The following is a 17,608-nucleotide window of genomic DNA, read 5'->3' on the forward strand; positions in this document are numbered from 1 at the left end:
AAGGCTCCCGGGAGACGACCGGGTTGATAGGCCGGAGATGGAAGCTCCGTGAGGGGTGGAGTTGACCGGTACTAATAGGCCGAGGGCTTGACCGTAGATGTTCGCGTCCACTGTGTGGGTTCTGAGACCACGACCCGCCGGCCGGCGGTTGTTGTTTCATCGTGTTTCGGTGGTCACAGCGTAAGGGAAACGCCCGGTTACATTCCGAACCCGGAAGCTAAGCCTTTCAGCGCCGATGGTACTGCATGGGGGACCGTGTGGGAGAGTAGGACACCGCCGAACAATTATTGGGCCGTGGTCCCCGGAGTTAATTCCGGGGACCACGGCCTTTCTGCGTTGTGTAACCGGGAGTTCACGTGACGCCGCCAGCATCTCGTGCATGGGGACGACGACGCTGAGCGGCACGCTGCGAGCCAGGCTCGAGAAGCAGGGCATAGGCATCGGGGACGAGGTGATCGTGCCCGCATACTGCGACAGCGAGGTGGCGGCGGCCGTGCGGGAGACCGGCGCACTGCCCGTCTTCGCCGATATCGAGCCCGGGAGTCTCTGCATCGACCCCGCTTCCGTCGCCGCAGCGGTGAACGAACGGACCGCCGCTGTGGTCCCTGTCCACCTCTTCGGTCACCCCGCCGACATGGTCTGTCTGCACGCGCTGGCACAGCGCCACGGGATGAAGGTGGTCGAGCCCGGGGAGCCGGCTGTCGTCTCCTCGGTGGAAGCCGCTCGGCGCAGGCAGCACGCCGAGTTCCTGAACGCGAGGCTGACCGGCGTGGTCGTCCCGCGTGCCGCGACCGGAACGCGCCACGCCTACGAGCAGTACGTGGTGCGGGTGCCGGGGAACGGGCGGCCTGACAGGGACGTCTTCAAGCACGCCCTGTGGGCCCGCGGGGTGCGGTGCCATGTGCCGGTGAGAACGCCTGTGCACCGCCTGCCGGGGTTCCGGGCGGATGTCCGGCTGCCCGAGACGGAGCGGGCGGTGGGGGAGTGCCTGGCACTGCCGCTGGAGGCGTCGATGACTCGCCGCGAGCTGCAGCGGATCGTCTCGGCCTGCAACGCGCTGGGTGGTCTGCTGATGGAACCGGCCTGCTGAGCAGCGGGAGACATCGGGGTGGGCGCCAGGAGAGGGCCGGACCGGCAGGGTGGTCAACGTCGCCCCGGGATTCAGGTATGATCTATCTCGCTGGCTCGCCCCAATAGCTCAGTCGGCAGAGCGTCTCCATGGTAAGGAGAAGGTCTACGGTTCGATTCCGTATTGGGGCTCTGGAAGAGGATGAGGCTCCCACCGCGAGGTGGGGGCCTCATCCTCTTGTCCGTTCGCCGTTTCGGTGCGCGTCCGCGGGAGCGCCCGCCGTCACTCGGGGACGCGCATCGCGAGGATCGCCATGTCGTCGGAAGGGGCGTCGGCGGCGAAACGCTCCACCGCGCGCATGATGCGCGCGGCCACCGCGCCCGCCGTCAGGCCCGTGCATGCGGTGAGGACGTCGGCGAGACCGTCGTCGCCGAGCATGCGGTCGCCCTCACGGCGCTCGGTCACACCGTCGGTGACGCACAGCAGGACATCGCCCGGATCGAGGGTGACGGTCTCCTCGTACAGCTCCAGATCGTCCATGACGCCCAGCAGCGGCTGCGGCTCCGCGGCCGGCTCGACGGTGCCGTCCTGGCGCAGGCGGAGCGGGAGCGGGTGGCCCGCGCAGACGACCTTCAGGACGGCGCCGCCCTCGGGCTGAGGCCACAGTTCGCCGTAGAGCAGGGTCAGGAACCGGCTGCGGGCGCCCTCGTCGAGGATCGCGGCGTTGAGCCGCTCCAGTACGGCCGGACCTCCGAAGCCCTCACGAGCCAGCAGACGCAGTGCGTGGCGGGCCAGCCCGGTGACGGCCGCGGCCTCGGGACCGGTGCCACAGACGTCGCCGATGGCGAAGCCGTACGCACCGTCGCGGATGGGGAAGAGGTCGTAGAAGTCGCCGCCGACCTCGTTGCCCTCGCCCGCGGCGCGGTAGATGACCTCGACCTCGACGCCGGGGACCTCGGGGAGCTCGGGAGGCAGCAGACTGCGCTGGAGGGACTGGCTGATGGCCGTGCGCTCGCTGTAGAGCCGGGCGTTGTCCAGGGCGAGGGCGGCCCGGCGGGAGAGGTCCTCGGCCAGTTCCAGGATCTCCTGGCGGAAACGCTCCTCGGTCGGCTTGCCCAGGGTGAGCATGCCGATGACGCGGTTGCGGGCCACCAGTGGCAGCACCACCGTCTCCCCGCCGACCGTCGCGGCGGTGGCGAGGGTGGTCCCGGCGACGTTGGAGGAGATGGAGGCCGGGAGGCGGTCCAGGGAGAGGCCGCTCTGGTCCAGGCCCAGGCTGCGCAGGGAGGTGCGCAGTGCGGCGGAGTGCGCCGCGTCGCCCGGGGCGGTCCACACCCGCGCGCCGGGGGTGGGCACCGGGTCGGGCGGGGGGACCTTGGACAGCAGGGCCTTGAGGCCGTCGATGCGGTCCTCGTCCTCGTGCAGGACGTAGGAGAGCCCGGGCTCGGAGGACTGGTCCGCGATGGTGTAGACGGCGCACCAGGTGGCCAGGGTGGGGACCGTCATCTGGGCCATCAGGGCGAGTGTCTGGTCGCGGTCGAGGGTGCCGGCGAGCAGGTCGGACGCCTCGACGAGGAAGGACAGCGAGCCGCGGCGCAGCCGCTCCAGCTCGGTCAGGCGCGCGGACTCCACCGCGAGCGCGATCCGGTCGGCGGCGAACTGCAGCCGCAGGGCCTCCTCGTTGGTGTAGCGGCCCGGAGCCTCGGCCGAGACGCCCAGGGAGCCGGTCAGCCGCCCCTCGACCTTCAGCGGGACGGTGACGACCGAGCGCATCCCCGTTCCCTCCAGGAGGGGGACGGCGCCGGGGACCGCGGAGAGGTCCTCGTGGACCGAGGGCATCCGGGCCGAGCCGTAGCGGCCGCTGCCCGCCTCGACGGGAACGCGGGCGAAGCGCTGGCGGGCGGAGGGCAGGCCGGTGGTGGCGCGGACCTCCAGCTCGGTCTCGTCGTCCGTGGCCAGCAGGAGGAAGGCGGCGTCGCCGTCGAGCATGTCGCGGGCGCGCTCGACGGTGCGCTGGAGGAGGCCGTCGAGGTCGTCCGGGGGAGGGGAGCCGATGAAGGTCTCGAAGGGGTCGGCACCGGCCCGGTCGCGGCTTTCCGGGGCGCTCGCGGAGTCGGACGACGCACCGCGCGCGGGGGTCTGCAGCACCGCGCGCTCGTGGTCGCGCACCAGCAGGCAGACGGTGGACGGCTCACCATCGGCATCGCGTACGCGCAGGTGGGATGCGTAGACCGGGACGGTGCGGCCGTCCGAGCCGCGGAGTCCGTACGAGCCCTCCCAGCGGGAGAGGGCCAGGGCCTCGGCGATGCCGGTGCCGATGCCGGGGGTGTGGGGCCAGGCGGCGAGGTCGGTCAGCGGCTTGCCGGTGACCTGCTCGGCGGTGTAGCCGAACAGCTCGCGGGCGTCGTCGTTCCAGGCGGAGACCGCGCCGGAGCGGTCGACCTGCAGAACGGCGACGCGGACCCGGGTGTCGGTGGTGGGCAGGGCGCTGTCGGGGAGGGCGGGGCCGGCGCTGCGGGTGCCGACCGGGCGCTCGGGGAGCTCCAGGCGGAACCAGACGCGCTTGTCGACGGTGGTGTACTCCACGCCCCAGCGGTCGGCGAGCGAGGCGCACAGCAGCAGGCCGCGGCCTCCCTCGCGGTCGGGGTCGCCGAAGTGGTGCCCCAGGTCCTGGACGGGCAGTCCGCGGTCGGGGTAGTGGTCGGCGACCTCCACGCGCACGCTTGCGTCGCCGTCGCGCAGGCACAGCACGTCGGCGGCGGTGCCGGCGTGGACGACGGCGTTGGTGACCAGTTCGCTGGTGAGGACGACGGCGTCGTCGACGATGTCGGCCAGGCCCCAGCCCTGAAGAGTGTCGCGCACGAAGGCGCGGGCACTCGCGACCGAGCGTCCGACCGGCTCGAAGGTGGCCGCTGCTCGCGCCGTGATCACTGCTCTCCCCATGGATCTGTCGTCGCCGCCCGTACGCACGGGCGGCAGGGGGGCCCGCTGGGCGCCCACCGCTGCGGCCAGCCGTTGCCCGGCATTCGCCTCGTCCACCGCAGCGCCCCTTCGAATACCCGTCGTGACCACGTGTCCTTCGCGCCCGGCGGGCCGGAGCGGATGGACAGCCGGATGCCAGGTTACTTACGTTCGCAGTACCGGCGGGCCCCGGATGCGGGTGTTTCCCCCTTGAGGCGTTCAGTCGGTGGTGTGCGATGCTGCCGAACTGTTATCGCCTGGTTCCACCATGGTGAAACACTGGGAAGGCTCGAAGTGAATGCCCGGGCGGAACGTTCGACCCAGCGGGAGGGACACGGTGCAGTCTGGCGGAGCGGCGCGAGGCGCCAGCACGCGCACGAGAAGCGGACGGTCTCGGGCAAACGGGGTGATCGAGGTGGAGGCGGCCGCGGTCAACCGGCTGCTGACCGCCCTGGAGGCGATGCGGGACGGGAACTTCCGCAAGCGCCTCACCGTCGCCGGCGAAGGCCCGATGGCCGAGATCGCCGCCGTCTTCAACGAGGTCGCCGACCGCAACCTTCATCTGACCAGTGAGCTGGCCCGGGTGCGCAGGGTGGTCGGCAAGGACGGCAAGCTGACCGAGCGGCTGGAGACAGGGGCCTGCGAGGGGGCCTGGGCCAACGCCATCGACGCGTCGAACGCGCTGGTGGACGATCTGGTGCGGCCCGTCTCCGAGGTCGGCCGGGTGCTGTCGGCGGTGGCCGAGGGCGACCTGGAGCAGCGGATGGATCTGCGGGTCCAGGGGCCGGGCGGGGCGACGCATCCGCTGCGGGGCGAGTTCCTGAAGGTGGGGCGCACCGTCAACGGGCTGGTCGACCAGCTCTCCACGTTCACCGACGAGGTGACGCGCGTCGCCAGCGAGGTGGGCACGGAGGGGAAGCTGGGCGGTCAGGCGCGGGTGCGCGGCATGTCCGGCTCCTGGAAGGACCTGACCGACTCCGTCAACACGATGGCGTCCAGGCTGACCGCCCAGGTCCGCGACATCGCGCTGGTGACCACCGCGGTCGCCAAGGGCGACCTGTCGCGCAAGGTCACCGTGCACGTGGCCGGCGAGATGCTGGAGCTGAAGAACACCGTCAACACCATGGTGGACCAGCTCTCCGCCTTCCAGTCCGAGGTGACGCGCGTCGCACGCGAGGTGGGCACCGAGGGTCAGCTCGGCGGTCAGGCGCGGGTGCCGGGCGCCGGCGGTGTGTGGAAGGACCTGACCGACTCCGTCAACACGATGGCGGGCAACCTCACCTCCCAGGTGCGTGAGATCGCACGGGTGACCACCGCGGTCGCCAACGGTGACCTGTCGCAGAAGGTGACGGTGAACGCGCGCGGCGAGGTGGCGCAGCTCGCCGACACCATCAACACGATGACCGAGACGCTGCGGACGTTCGCCGACGAGGTGACGCGCGCGGCCAGCGAGGTCGGCACCGAGGGCGTCCTGGGCGGTCAGGCGCAGGTGCCGGGTGCGGCGGGGACGTGGAAGGACCTCACCGACTCGGTGAACACCGCGTTCCGCAACCTCACGGCGCAGGTGCGGGACATCGCGCAGGTGACGACGGCGGTCGCCAACGGCGATCTGTCGCAGAAGGTCACGGTGGACGTCTCCGGCGAGATGCTGGAGCTGAAGAACACCGTCAACACCATGGTCGATCAGCTCTCCGCCTTCGGTTCCGAGGTCACCCGGGTCGCCCGGGAGGTCGGTGTCGAGGGCGAGCTGGGCGGTCAGGCGCAGGTGCCGGGTGCGGCGGGGACGTGGAAGGACCTCACCGACTCGGTGAACACCGCGTTCCGCAACCTCACCGGCCAGGTCCGCAACATCGCGCAGGTGACGACGGCGGTCGCCAACGGCGATCTGTCGCAGAAGGTCACGGTGGACGTCTCCGGCGAGATGCTCCAGCTGAAGAACACCGTCAACACCATGGTCGACCAGCTGTCGTCGTTCGCCGAGCAGGTGACCCGGATGGCCCGGGACGTGGGTACCGAGGGGCGGCTGGGCGGCCAGGCGCGGGTCGACGGAGTCTCGGGCACCTGGAAGGACCTGACCGACTCCGTCAACTTCATGGCGGGCAATCTGACCTCCCAGGTGCGCAACATCGCCCAGGTGACGACGGCGGTGGCGCGCGGTGATCTGTCGCAGAAGATCGAGGTGGACGCGCGTGGCGAGATCCTGGAGCTGAAGAACACCATCAACACGATGGTCGACCAGCTCTCCGCCTTCGCGGACCAGGTCACCCGGGTCGCCCGCGAAGTGGGCACCGAGGGACGGCTGGGCGGTCAGGCGCAGGTGCCGGGCGTGGCCGGGGTGTGGCGCGACCTGACCGACTCGGTCAACGGCATGGCGGGCAACCTCACGGCCCAGGTGCGCAACATCGCCCAGGTCGCCACGGCGGTGGCGCGCGGTGATCTGTCGCAGAAGATCGACGTGGACGCGCGCGGCGAGATCCTGGAGCTGAAGAACACCCTCAACACGATGGTGGACCAGCTGTCGTCGTTCGCCGAGCAGGTCACGCGGGTCGCCCGTGAGGTGGGTACCGAGGGCATCCTGGGCGGCCAGGCCGAGGTGGAGGGGGTCTCCGGGACCTGGAAGGACCTCACCCAGTCCGTCAACGGCATGGCGAACAACCTCACCTCGCAGGTGCGCAACATCGCCGAGGTCACCACCGCGGTCGCCCGGGGCGACCTGTCCAAGAAGATCACCGTCGACGCCAAGGGGGAGATCCTCGCCCTGGTGACGACCGTGAACACGATGGTGGACCAGCTGTCGTCGTTCGCCGAGCAGGTCACGCGGGTCGCCCGTGAGGTGGGCACCGAGGGCATCCTCGGCGGCCAGGCCCATGTGCCGGGCGTCACCGGCATCTGGAAGGACCTGAGCGAGAACGTCAACCTGATGGCGTCCAACCTGACCGGCCAGGTGCGCAACATCTCCCAGGTCGCCACCGCGGTCGCCAACGGCGACCTGACCAAGAAGGTCACCGTGGAGGCCAGCGGCGAGGTCGCCCAGCTCGCCGACACCGTCAACACCATGGTGACGACCCTGTCGTCGTTCGCCGACGAGGTCACCCGGGTGGCGCGCGAGGTGGGCACCGACGGAAGCCTGGGCGGCCAGGCGCGGGTGCCGGGGGTGTCGGGCACCTGGAAGGACCTGACGGAGTCCGTGAACTCCATGGCGTCCAACCTCACCGGCCAGGTCCGCAACATCGCGATGGTCACCACCGCGATCGCGAAGGGTGATCTCACCAAGAAGATCGACATCGACGCGCGTGGCGAGATCCTGGAGCTGAAGACCACCATCAACACGATGGTCGACCAGCTCTCGTCGTTCGCCGAGCAGGTCACCCGGGTCGCCCGCGAGGTGGGCACCGAGGGGCAGCTGGGCGGCCAGGCGCGGGTGGACGGCGTCTCGGGCACCTGGAAGGACCTCACCGAGTCGGTGAACGAGATGGCGGGCAATCTGACCCGCCAGGTGCGCGCCATCGCGGCGGTCGCCGCCGCGGTGACCCGCGGCGACCACAACGTGAAGATCGACGTGGACGCCGCCGGCGAGATCCTGGCACTCCAGGACAACGTCAACACCATGATCGCCACGCTGCGCGAGACCACGCTCGCCAACCAGGAGCAGGACTGGCTCAAGGGCAATCTCGCCCGCATCTCCGGTCTGATGCAGGGCCGCCGCGACCTGGAGGACGTGGCACGGCTGATCATGAGCGAGCTGACCCCGGTGGTCTCCGCCCAGCACGGCGCCTTCTTCGTGGCGGCCCCGACCGGCGGCGGCCCGGAGCTCGGGGTGGGGGCGAGCGAGGACGGCTCGTACGAGCTGCGGATGATCGGCACCTACGGATACTCCCCGGGCGCCATGCCCACCACCTTCCTGCCCGGCGAGTCCCTGGTGGGCATCGCGGCCGAGGAGAAGCGCACGATCCTCGTCGAGCACGCGCCTCCCGGCTATCTGAAGATCGCCTCCGGGCTCGGCGAGGCGCCGCCCGCCCAGGTGATCGTGCTGCCGCTGCTCTTCGAGGGCAGGGTGCTCGGCGTCATCGAACTGGCCACCTTCCAACCCTTCACCCAGATCCAGAAGGACTTCCTGAGCCAGATCGCCGAGATGATCGCCACGAGCGTCAACACCATCAGCGTCAACACCAAGACCGAGGTGCTCCTGCGGCAGTCGCAGGAGCTGGCCGAGCAGCTCCAGGAGCGGTCGGTGGAGCTGGAGAGCAGGCAGCGTGCCCTGCAGGCCTCGAACGAGGAGCTGGAGGAGAAGGCCGAGCTGCTGGCCAAGACCAACCGCGACATCGAGATCAAGAACTCCGAGATCGAGGACGCCCGGCAGGTCCTGGAGGAGCGCGCCGAGCAGCTGGCGGTCTCGATGCGCTACAAGTCCGAGTTCCTGGCGAACATGTCGCACGAGCTGCGCACCCCGCTCAACTCGCTGCTGATCCTCGCCAAGCTGCTGGCCGACAACGCCGAGGGGAACCTCTCGCCCAAGCAGGTGGAATTCGCCGAGACGATCCACGGCGCCGGCTCCGACCTGCTCCAGCTGATCAACGACATCCTGGACCTGTCCAAGGTCGAGGCCGGCAAGATGGACGTCAGTCCGACCCGTATCGCGCTGGTGCAGCTCGTGGACTACGTGGAGGCGACCTTCCGGCCGCTCACCGCGGAGAAGGGGCTCGACTTCTCCGTACGGGTCTCGCCGGAGCTGCCCCCCACTCTCCACACCGACGAGCAGCGCCTGCTGCAGGTGCTGCGCAACCTGCTGTCGAACGCGGTGAAGTTCACCGACAGCGGCGCGGTGGAGCTGGTGATCCGCTCGGCCGGATCGGACGTGCCGGAGTCGATCCGCGAACAGATGCTGGAGCACGGCTCGCTGCGCGAGGCCGACTCCGACCTGATCGCCTTCTCGGTGACCGACACCGGCATCGGGATCGCGCAGAGCAAGATGCGTGTGATCTTCGAGGCCTTCAAGCAGGCGGACGGCACGACCAGCCGCAAGTACGGAGGCACCGGGCTGGGGCTGTCCATCAGCCGGGAGATCGCGCGGCTGCTCGGCGGCGAGATCCACGCGGTCAGCGAGCCGGGCCGCGGCTCGACGTTCACCCTCTACCTGCCCTTGACCACCAGCGACCTGCCGCCCCAGGGCTATCCGCAGCCGGGCGAGGGCTCCCCGGAGGCCGCGCCCGCGTCCGGGGGCGAGCCGGACGGCGGGTCCGGGGCGCCCTCCGCCGGGTCCGGTGTGCCCGGCACTTCCGGCGCCGGGCAGGAGACGGTCCGGGAGGCGGGCGGCGCACTGGACGTGCCCGCCGCCGAGCGCGCCGCGGCGGCTCTCGCGTCCCGCCGCCGCCAGCTGCCCCCCATGCCGCGGAAGCGGCCCGCGCCGCAGGAGACGGAGAGCGGCGCGGAGGCGTGGCAGGACACCGTCCAGCAAGCGCAGGAGCGCCCGCGGGGCGCCTTCGACGGCGAGAAGGTGCTCATCGTCGACGACGACATCCGCAACGTCTTCGCGCTCACCAGCGTGCTGGAGCAGAACGGCCTGCAGGTGCTCTACGCCGAGAACGGGCGCGAGGGCATCGAGGTGCTGGAGCAGCACGACGACGTGGCGGTCGTCCTGATGGACATCATGATGCCGGAGATGGACGGGTACGCCACGACCGCGGCGATCCGGCGGATGCCGCAGTTCGCCGGGCTGCCGATCATCGCGCTGACGGCGAAGGCGATGAAGGGCGACCGGGAGAAGAGCATCGATGCCGGGGCGTCCGACTACGTCACCAAGCCGGTGGACACCGATCACCTGCTGTCCGTCATGGCGCAGTGGATGCGTGGGGAGTGATGTGCGATGGTTCCGTGGTCGGCGGCGTGCCGGCGAAGGGCGACACATTAGGTGTGGAAATGCTGCGATCGGGGAACCTTGGGGTCTCTCACAGCGTTTCAGGTACGTGCACAGTGACATCTCGGTGACAGGGTGTGGTGGGCCGCGAGGTGGGGCTACCATGACCGGCACAGGAACGGGCGGCGCAAAGGAGTCGTTGCCGGTGGCGGCGACCAGAGCGCTGCCGGGGCGAGGAGGACGGGCCATGGTGCAGAAGGCCAAGATCCTCCTGGTCGATGACCGACCGGAGAATCTGCTGGCGCTGGAGGCCATCCTCTCCGCGCTGGACCAGACGCTGGTGCGGGCATCGTCAGGGGAGGAGGCGCTCAAGGCGCTGCTCACGGACGACTTCGCGGTCATCCTGCTGGATGTGCAGATGCCGGGCATGGACGGTTTCGAGACCGCCGCCCACATCAAGCGGCGGGAGCGCACCCGGGACATCCCGATCATCTTCCTCACGGCCATCAACCACGGCCCGCACCACACCTTCCGCGGCTACGCGGCCGGCGCGGTGGACTACATCTCCAAACCGTTCGACCCGTGGGTGCTGCGGGCGAAGGTGTCGGTCTTCGTCGACCTGTACATGAAGAACGTTCAGCTGCGTGAGCAGGCCTCCCTGCTGCGGCTGCAGCTGGACGGCCGGCGCTCCGGCGAGGACGGCGACAGGGGAACGGAGGCCTCGGGCCTCCTGGCCGAACTCTCCGCGCGGCTGGCGGCGGTGGAGGAACAGGCCGAGGCGCTGTCCAAGCACCTGGACGAGTCCTCCGACACCGCGGCCGTCGCCACGGCCGCCCATTTGGAGCGCAAGCTCACCGGTCTGCGGCGGGCACTGGACGCGCTGGAGCCGGGCAACGACGGCCGGTCGGCCTCGCTCCCGTCGCAGAACTGATCCGGCGCCAGGCGGACGGACGCTCCGACGGGTTGTCACCTCGCCGGGTCCGGTGTGCCGCGGACCGGGCGCACCCCCGTCCCGCCGACCGCACGGGCGTCCGTGTCTTGAGGGGCTCTCGCGGGTAATCTCGGCACCATGGCCTCACGTACGTCCGGCAAGGCTGCCAGGAAGGCGCCCGCCAAGAAGGCTCCCGCCAGGAAGGCCCCGGCACCGAGGCCTGCCGCGCCCAGGAAGCCGGCGGCCGGGAAGTCGGCGGCCGGGAAAGCGGCGAGGAAAACGGCGGCGAAGGCTCCGCCCAGACCCGCGCCGTCTCCCACCAACGCCATCTTCCGGCTGGTCAGGGCCGTCTGGCTCGGGGTCGCGCACACCGTCGGGGCGCTGCTGCGCGGCATAGGCCGCGGGGCCAGGGGACTGGACCCGGCGCACCGCAAGGACGGGGTGGCGCTGCTGCTGCTGGGTATCGCCCTGGTGATCGCGGCCGGTACCTGGTCCAATCTGCAGGGGCCGGTGGGCGAGCTGGTCGAGATGCTGGTGACCGGGGCCTTCGGCCGTATGGACCTGGTGGCGCCGGTGCTGCTGGGCGCCGTCGCGGTGCGGCTGATGCGGCATCCGGAGAAGCCGGAGGCCAACGGACGCATCGTCATCGGGCTGTCCGCCCTGGCCGTCGGCGTACTGGGGCTGGTGCACATCGCCTGCGGTTCGCCGGGGCGCGGCGAGGGCCACGAGGCGGTACGGGATGCGGGCGGCATGATCGGCTGGGCGGTCTCCCAGCCGCTGGTCCTCACCGTCAGCGCGGCCCTGGCCGTACCGCTGCTGTTGCTGGTGACCGTCTTCGGGCTGCTCGTCGTCACCGCCACCCCCGTCAACGCCGTTCCCCAGCGGCTGCGCCAACTGGGCGTGCGACTGGGGCTGGTGGCAGAAGACGCCGTTCCCGGCGGCGGGGGCGGGCCGGAGGGCTACGACGACCGCGACGCGTACGGCGAGGAGGACCCCCGGCCGCGGCGGGCGAGGCTGCGCAAGGACGGCGACGACGCGTTCCAGGCCGAGAAGGAGGCGCTGGACGGCCGGCGCCGCACCCGCCGCACACCCCGGGCCCCGCGTACCCCGGACGGCTCCCCCGGCGCGGTGGACGTGGCCGCCGCCGCGGCGGCCCAGCTGGAGGGCGCCGTCCTGCACGGCGTACAGCCCTCGCCGCTGGTCGCGGACCTCACCAGCTCGGTCCGCGCGGAGCGGGACGGCCGGGGCGAGCGGCAGAGTGCGGGGCAGGGGCAGGGGCAGGAACAGGGGAGCGCGGAGCGGGAGAGCACGCAGCGGGAGGGGCGGACCACTTCCGTACCGGACCTGACCAAGGCGCCGGCCGAACCGCCCGCCGACACCCTGCCGTCACGTGCCGAGCAGCTCCGGCTCGCCGGGGACGTCACCTACGCGCTGCCCTCGCTCGACCTGCTGGAGCGCGGCGGGCCGGGCCGTACCCGCAGCGCGGCCAACGACGCGGTCGTGGAGTCGCTGACGACCGTCTTCACCGAGTTCAAGGTGGACGCCGTCGTCACCGGCTTCACCCGCGGTCCGACGGTCACGCGCTACGAGGTGGAGCTGGGCCCGGCGGTGAAGGTCGAGAAGATCACCGCGCTGGCCAAGAACATCGCCTACGCCGTCGCCAGCCCGGATGTGCGGATCATCAGCCCGATCCCGGGGAAGTCGGCGGTCGGCATCGAGATCCCCAACACCGACCGCGAGATGGTCAACCTCGGCGACGTGCTCCGGCTGGCGGAGGCCGCCGGCGACGACCACCCGCTGCTGGTCGGGCTGGGCAAGGACGTCGAGGGCGGCTACGTCACGGCCAATCTGGCGAAGATGCCGCACATCCTGGTGGCGGGCGCGACCGGCTCCGGGAAGTCGTCCTGCATCAATTGCCTGATCACCTCGGTGATGATCCGGTCCACCCCGGAGGACGTCCGGATGGTGCTGGTGGACCCCAAGCGGGTGGAACTGACCGCGTACGAGGGCATCCCGCATCTGATCACCCCGATCATCACCAACCCCAAGAAGGCCGCCGAGGCGCTGCAGTGGGTCGTGCGCGAGATGGATCTGCGCTACGACGACCTGGCCGCCTACGGCTTCCGCCACATCGACGACTTCAACGCCGCGGTGCGCGCGGGGAAGGTGAAGGCGGCCGAGGGCAGTGAGCGGGAGCTCGCCCCCTACCCGTACCTGCTGGTCATCGTGGACGAGCTGGCCGACCTGATGATGGTGGCGCCGCGCGACGTGGAGGACGCGATCGTGCGGATCACCCAGCTCGCGCGGGCGGCGGGCATCCATCTGGTGCTGGCCACCCAGCGTCCCTCCGTCGACGTCGTCACCGGCCTGATCAAGGCGAACGTGCCCTCGCGCCTGGCCTTCGCCACCTCCTCGCTCGCCGACAGCCGGGTCATCCTCGACCAGGCGGGCGCCGAGAAGCTGATCGGCAAGGGCGACGGGCTGTTCCTGCCGATGGGGGCCGGCAAGCCCACCCGTATGCAGGGCGCCTTCGTGACGGAGGACGAGGTCGCGGCCGTCGTGGCGCACTGCAAGAAGCAGATGGCCCCGGTCTTCCGCGACGACGTCACGGTCGGGCGGAGCAGGAAGAAGGAGATCGACGAGGAGATCGGCGACGATCTGGACCTGCTGTGCCAGGCGGCCGAACTGGTGGTCAACACGCAGTTCGGGTCCACCTCGATGCTCCAGCGCAAGCTGCGTGTGGGGTTCGCCAAGGCGGGAAGGCTGATGGACCTGATGGAGTCGCGCGGGGTGGTCGGCCCCAGCGAGGGCTCCAAGGCGCGGGATGTTCTGGTCAAACCCGACGACCTGGGTGACGTACTCGCGACGATTCGCGGAGAAACTCACTCGTAGGAATGAGCTAGGCAACCCTTTCCCCTGGCAAGACGTCAACGTGAAGGAGGGCGCGGTCGGTGTTCACCGATGGGCGGCACGGCCATCCCTATGGCGGACAGGCTCCCTCCGCCCGCTTGCCCCACCCTTCCGTACCCCCTCTAGACTGAACATCCAGCAGGTGGCTACACGCTCGAAAGGCGCCCCCGTGTCCATCGGCAACTCTCCCCCAGAAGACCGGCCTTCCGTCGGTCAGGCGATCCAGAAAGCCCGTATCGACGCGCGACTGACGGTGGACGAGGTCAGTGCGACCACCCGTGTGCGCGTCCCGATCGTGCACGCCATCGAACAGGACGACTTCTCCCGTTGCGGAGGCGACGTCTACGCCCGTGGCCATGTCCGCACCCTCGCCAAGGCCGTCGGCCTCGATCCGGACGAGCTGGTGGCGCAGTACGACGCCGAGCACGGCGGCCGTCCGGCGCCCACCCCCGCGGCCGCCCTCTTCGAGGCCGAACGCATCCGCCCCGAGCCGGGCCGTCCGAACTGGACCGCCGCCATGGTCGCCGCGATCGTGGCCGTGGTGGGCTTCGTCGGCTTCACCCTCTTCGGCGGCGGCGACGATTCGGCGCGCCCCCCGGTGGCCCAGGACGGCCCGTCGCCGGACTCCGCCGGCGAGCCGGATCCGGCCAAGCCCGCCGATCCCAAGCCCGACCCCGAACCCTCCGTGTCCGAGAGCGCCATCGCCGCCGCGCCCGCCGACAAGGTCACGGTCAAGCTGGTCGCCGAGGACGGCAAGAGCTGGTTCTCGGCCGAGGCCCACAACGGGCGGCTGCTGGAGGAGGGCGTCCTCCAGGACGGCGACTCCAGGACCTTCACCGACGACAAGCGGATCGACCTGGTGCTCGGCAACGCCGGCGCGGTCACCCTCTTCGTCAACGGCAAGGAGGTCGACAAGGTCGGCGAGGTCGGCCAGGTGCAGCGCGTCAGCTACACCAAGGGAGACCCGGAACAGGGGTGACGCAACCCTGGCGGCGGGTGGGCCGGGTGGAACGAAGTAGTCTTGAGCCCATGCCCGAACGCCGTACCGTCGCCCTCGTCACCCTTGGATGCGCCCGCAACGAGGTGGACTCGGAGGAGCTCGCAGGCCGTCTGGCGGCGGACGGCTGGGAGCTCGTCGAGGAAGCCGCCGACGCGGACGTCGCCGTCGTCAACACCTGCGGCTTCGTCGAGGCCGCCAAGAAGGACTCCGTGGACGCCCTGCTGGAGGCCAACGATCTCAAGGACCACGGCCGCACCCAGGCCGTGGTCGCCGTCGGCTGCATGGCCGAGCGCTACGGCAAGGAACTGGCCGAGGCGCTGCCCGAGGCCGACGGAGTGCTCGGCTTCGACGACTACACGGACATCTCCGACCGCCTCCGGACCATCCTCTCCGGCGGCGCCCACGTCCCCCACGTCCCCAGGGACCGCCGCAAGCTCCTGCCCGTCAGTCCGGCACAGCGGCAGGGCGCCGCCGTCGCGCTGCCCGGCCACGGGGACGCCGCCGCGGCCGCCCCGGCCCCCGCCGACCTGCCCGCCGGGGTGGCCCCGGCATCGGGCCCGCGGGCGCCGCTGCGCAGGCGGCTGGACAGCAGTCCGGTCGCCTCGGTGAAACTGGCCTCCGGCTGCGACCGCCGGTGCTCGTTCTGCGCCATCCCCTCCTTCCGCGGGGCCTTCGTCTCCCGGCGCCCCTCGGACGTGCTGGGCGAGACCCGCTGGCTGGCCGAGCAGGGGGTGAGGGAGATCATGCTGGTCTCCGAGAACAACACCTCCTACGGCAAGGACCTCGGCGACATCCGCCTGCTGGAGACGCTGCTGCCGGAGCTGGCCGCGGTGGACGGCATCGAGCGGATCCGGGTGAGCTATCTGCAGCCCGCCGAGATGCGGCCCGGGCTGATCGACGTCCTGACCGGGACGGAGAAGGTCGCCCCCTACTTCGACCTCTCCTTCCAGCACTCCGCCCCGGGCGTGCTGCGCGCCATGCGGCGCTTCGGCGACACCGACCGCTTCCTCGAACTGCTGGACACCATCCGCGCCAGGGCGCCGCGGGCGGGCGTCCGCTCGAACTTCATCGTCGGCTTCCCCGGCGAGAGCGAGGCGGACCTCGCGGAACTGGAGCGTTTTCTGGTCGCGGCCAGGCTGGATGCGATCGGAGTCTTCGGGTATTCGGACGAGGAAGGTACCGAAGCGGCGACCTACGAGCACAAGACCGATCCCGAGACGGTGGCCGAACGGCTGGACCACATCTCGCGACTCGCCGAGGAGCTGACCGCGCAGCGCGCGGAGGAGCGCGTCGGCGAGACCGTACGGGTACTGGTCGAGTCGGTGGACGGCGAGGACGGCCCGGTCGGGCGCGGGGCACACCAGGCTCCCGAGACCGACGGACAGACGCTCCTGGCCGGTCTCCCCGGCTCCTCGCGGCTCTCCGTGGGACAGATGGTCGAAGCGAAGGTGGTGGCGACCGAGGGTGTGGATCTCGTTGCCGAGCCGCCCCCGGACGTCGTCTGGGGGTGCTCCGAGAACAGTGAGGAGGCGGGGGCATGACGGACATCCCGGCCTCAGCAGCGGGTGGTGGAGCCATGGCGCAGCGGAAGACCGCCGCGGTCCGCACGGTGAGCCTGTGGAACATCGCGAACATCCTCACCATGGTGAGGCTCCTTCTGGTGCCGGCCTTCGTGATCCTGATGCTCGCCGACGGAGGACACGACCCCGCCTGGCGCGCCTTCGCCTGGGCGGCCTTCTCCATCGCGATGATCACCGACCTCTTCGACGGCGAGCTGGCGCGGCGGTACGACCTGGTCACCGACTTCGGCAAGATCGCGGACCCGATCGCGGACAAGGCGATCATGGGTGCGGCGCTGATCTGCCTGTCGGCGCTCTCCGACCTGCCCTGGTGGGTCACGGGGGTGATCCTCTTCCGGGAGATCGGCATCACCCTGATGCGCTTCTGGGTGATCCGGCACGGCGTCATCCCGGCCAGCCGCGGCGGGAAGATGAAGACCCTCACCCAGGGCGTCGCCGTGGGCATGTACATCCTGGCCCTGACCGGGCCGCTCGCCACGCTGCGCTGGTGGGTGATGGCCGCGGCCGTGGTGCTGACGGTCGGCACCGGGCTGGACTACGTACGGCAGGCGCTGGTCCTGCGGCGGGGCGGTCTGGCGGTGGAGCGCGCCGATGAGCGGTGAGAGGGAAACCGAGCCCGGACCCGGCGACGGTGCAGACGAGACCGGGGAGATCACCGCGCGGGCGCTGAAGCTGCTGGCGGACCGCGGTCAGACCGTCGCCGCGGCCGAGTCGCTGACCGGCGGGCTCGTCGCGGCCGAGCTGACCGCCGCTCCCGGTGCCTCGGCGACCGTGCGCGGCTCGGTGACCGCCTACGCCACCGAGGTCAAGCACCAGGTCCTCGGGGTGGACGGGGGACTGCTGCGGGAGCGGGGCGCGGTCGACGCGGAGGTGGCCCGGCAGATGGCTGCCGGGGTCAGACGCGCATTGGGCACGGACTGGGGCGTGGCGACCACCGGGGTGGCCGGTCCCGAGCCGCAGGACGGCAAGCCGGTGGGCATGGTCTATGTGGCGGTCGCCGGACCGGAGGCGCCCGGCGCGTCGGATACGGCGGACGCGTCGGATACGCCGGCCGGGTCGGAGGAGAGCGGCCGGGGGACCCGTCCCGTGGCGCTGCGGCTGAGTTTGGACGGTGACCGCGCGGAGATCCGCGACGGGAGCGTACGAGCCGTCATCCGGCTGCTCCTGAGCGAACTCATGGAAAATGCGCCGACAAAGGATACGGAACACAGTGGGGGGAATGGATGTTTGCAGCCCTGAGTGAACACAGCATCGCTCCCCGCACGGCCGCGGCCCAAGGCGGTACGGTGGGGCAAGAAGGATC

Annotated in this window: 9 protein-coding genes, 1 tRNA gene and 2 rRNA genes; 11 read left to right on the forward strand and 1 reads right to left on the reverse strand. The window is 70.9% G+C overall.

All coding sequences use genetic code 11. The annotated features are described in order from the left end of the window. The 4 genes from BM237_RS27915 to BM237_RS27930 all read left to right on the forward strand — a co-directional run. Window positions 1-95 (forward strand): 23S ribosomal RNA (locus tag BM237_RS27915); the annotation flags it as partial. Window positions 96-165: 70 nt separating this feature from the next. Continuing rightward, window positions 166-282, forward strand: a 5S ribosomal RNA gene (gene rrf / locus BM237_RS27920). Window positions 283-379: 97 nt separating this feature from the next. After that, window positions 380-1,090, forward strand: coding sequence for a DegT/DnrJ/EryC1/StrS family aminotransferase (locus BM237_RS27925; RefSeq protein WP_093852531.1), 711 nt, complete (start codon window positions 380-382; stop codon window positions 1,088-1,090). 97 nt (window positions 1,091-1,187) lie between these two features. Continuing rightward, window positions 1,188-1,260 (forward strand) — tRNA-Thr (locus BM237_RS27930). 91 nt (window positions 1,261-1,351) lie between these two features. Here the strand turns inward: BM237_RS27930 and BM237_RS27935 are convergent. Next, a complete protein-coding gene (locus BM237_RS27935) occupies window positions 1,352-4,000 on the reverse strand; it encodes a SpoIIE family protein phosphatase (RefSeq protein WP_425443752.1) in 2,649 nt (882 codons plus the stop codon). A 367-nt stretch (window positions 4,001-4,367) separates the two neighbouring features. Between BM237_RS27935 and BM237_RS27940 the strand changes: the two genes are divergently transcribed. The 7 genes from BM237_RS27940 to BM237_RS27970 all read left to right on the forward strand — a co-directional run bounded on the left by BM237_RS27940 (window position 4,368) and on the right by BM237_RS27970 (window position 17,544). Next, window positions 4,368-9,887, forward strand: coding sequence for a HAMP domain-containing protein (locus BM237_RS27940; protein ID WP_093852532.1), 5,520 nt, complete (start codon window positions 4,368-4,370; stop codon window positions 9,885-9,887). A gap of 244 nt (window positions 9,888-10,131) precedes the next feature. Further along, window positions 10,132-10,815 (forward strand): response regulator, encoded by a 684-nt coding sequence (locus BM237_RS27945; RefSeq protein ID WP_093852533.1) that lies wholly within the window; start codon window positions 10,132-10,134, stop codon window positions 10,813-10,815. 138 nt (window positions 10,816-10,953) lie between these two features. Beyond that, the gene (locus BM237_RS27950) at window positions 10,954-13,707 is read left to right on the forward strand and encodes a DNA translocase FtsK (protein WP_093852534.1); all 2,754 of its coding nucleotides are present in this window, start codon (window positions 10,954-10,956) and stop codon (window positions 13,705-13,707) included. A gap of 187 nt (window positions 13,708-13,894) precedes the next feature. Next, on the forward strand, window positions 13,895-14,704 hold the full coding sequence (locus BM237_RS27955) for a helix-turn-helix domain-containing protein (RefSeq protein ID WP_093852535.1): 810 nt from the start codon (window positions 13,895-13,897) through the stop codon (window positions 14,702-14,704). A gap of 50 nt (window positions 14,705-14,754) precedes the next feature. Then, complete coding sequence (gene rimO, locus BM237_RS27960; protein WP_093852536.1) at window positions 14,755-16,266, forward strand: 30S ribosomal protein S12 methylthiotransferase RimO; 1,512 nt, start codon at window positions 14,755-14,757, stop codon at window positions 16,264-16,266. After that, a complete protein-coding gene (gene pgsA, locus BM237_RS27965) occupies window positions 16,263-16,907 on the forward strand; it encodes a CDP-diacylglycerol--glycerol-3-phosphate 3-phosphatidyltransferase (RefSeq protein WP_093852537.1) in 645 nt (214 codons plus the stop codon). The genes rimO and pgsA overlap by 4 nt, the downstream gene beginning before the upstream one ends. Beyond that, window positions 16,897-17,544, forward strand: coding sequence for a CinA family protein (locus BM237_RS27970; RefSeq protein ID WP_093852538.1), 648 nt, complete (start codon window positions 16,897-16,899; stop codon window positions 17,542-17,544). Before pgsA ends, BM237_RS27970 begins: the two co-directional genes overlap by 11 nt. Window positions 17,545-17,608 lie beyond the last annotated feature (64 nt).

This window comes from Streptomyces mangrovi, from assembly GCF_900114215.1.
In the GTDB taxonomy this organism is placed as follows: domain Bacteria; phylum Actinomycetota; class Actinomycetes; order Streptomycetales; family Streptomycetaceae; genus Streptomyces; species Streptomyces barkulensis.

Bases quoted from the DNA above. Each gene is read 5' to 3' on its own strand.
- BM237_RS27925 (WP_093852531.1), top strand. From the start codon at position 380: ATGGGGACGACGACGCTGAGCGGCACGCTGCGAGCCAGGCTCGAGAAG.
- BM237_RS27945 (WP_093852533.1), top strand. From the start codon at position 10,132: ATGGTGCAGAAGGCCAAGATCCTCCTGGTCGATGACCGACCGGAGAAT.
- BM237_RS27950 (WP_093852534.1), top strand. From the start codon at position 10,954: ATGGCCTCACGTACGTCCGGCAAGGCTGCCAGGAAGGCGCCCGCCAAG.
- rimO (WP_093852536.1), top strand. From the start codon at position 14,755: ATGCCCGAACGCCGTACCGTCGCCCTCGTCACCCTTGGATGCGCCCGC.
- pgsA (WP_093852537.1), top strand. From the start codon at position 16,263: ATGACGGACATCCCGGCCTCAGCAGCGGGTGGTGGAGCCATGGCGCAG.
- BM237_RS27970 (WP_093852538.1), top strand. From the start codon at position 16,897: ATGAGCGGTGAGAGGGAAACCGAGCCCGGACCCGGCGACGGTGCAGAC.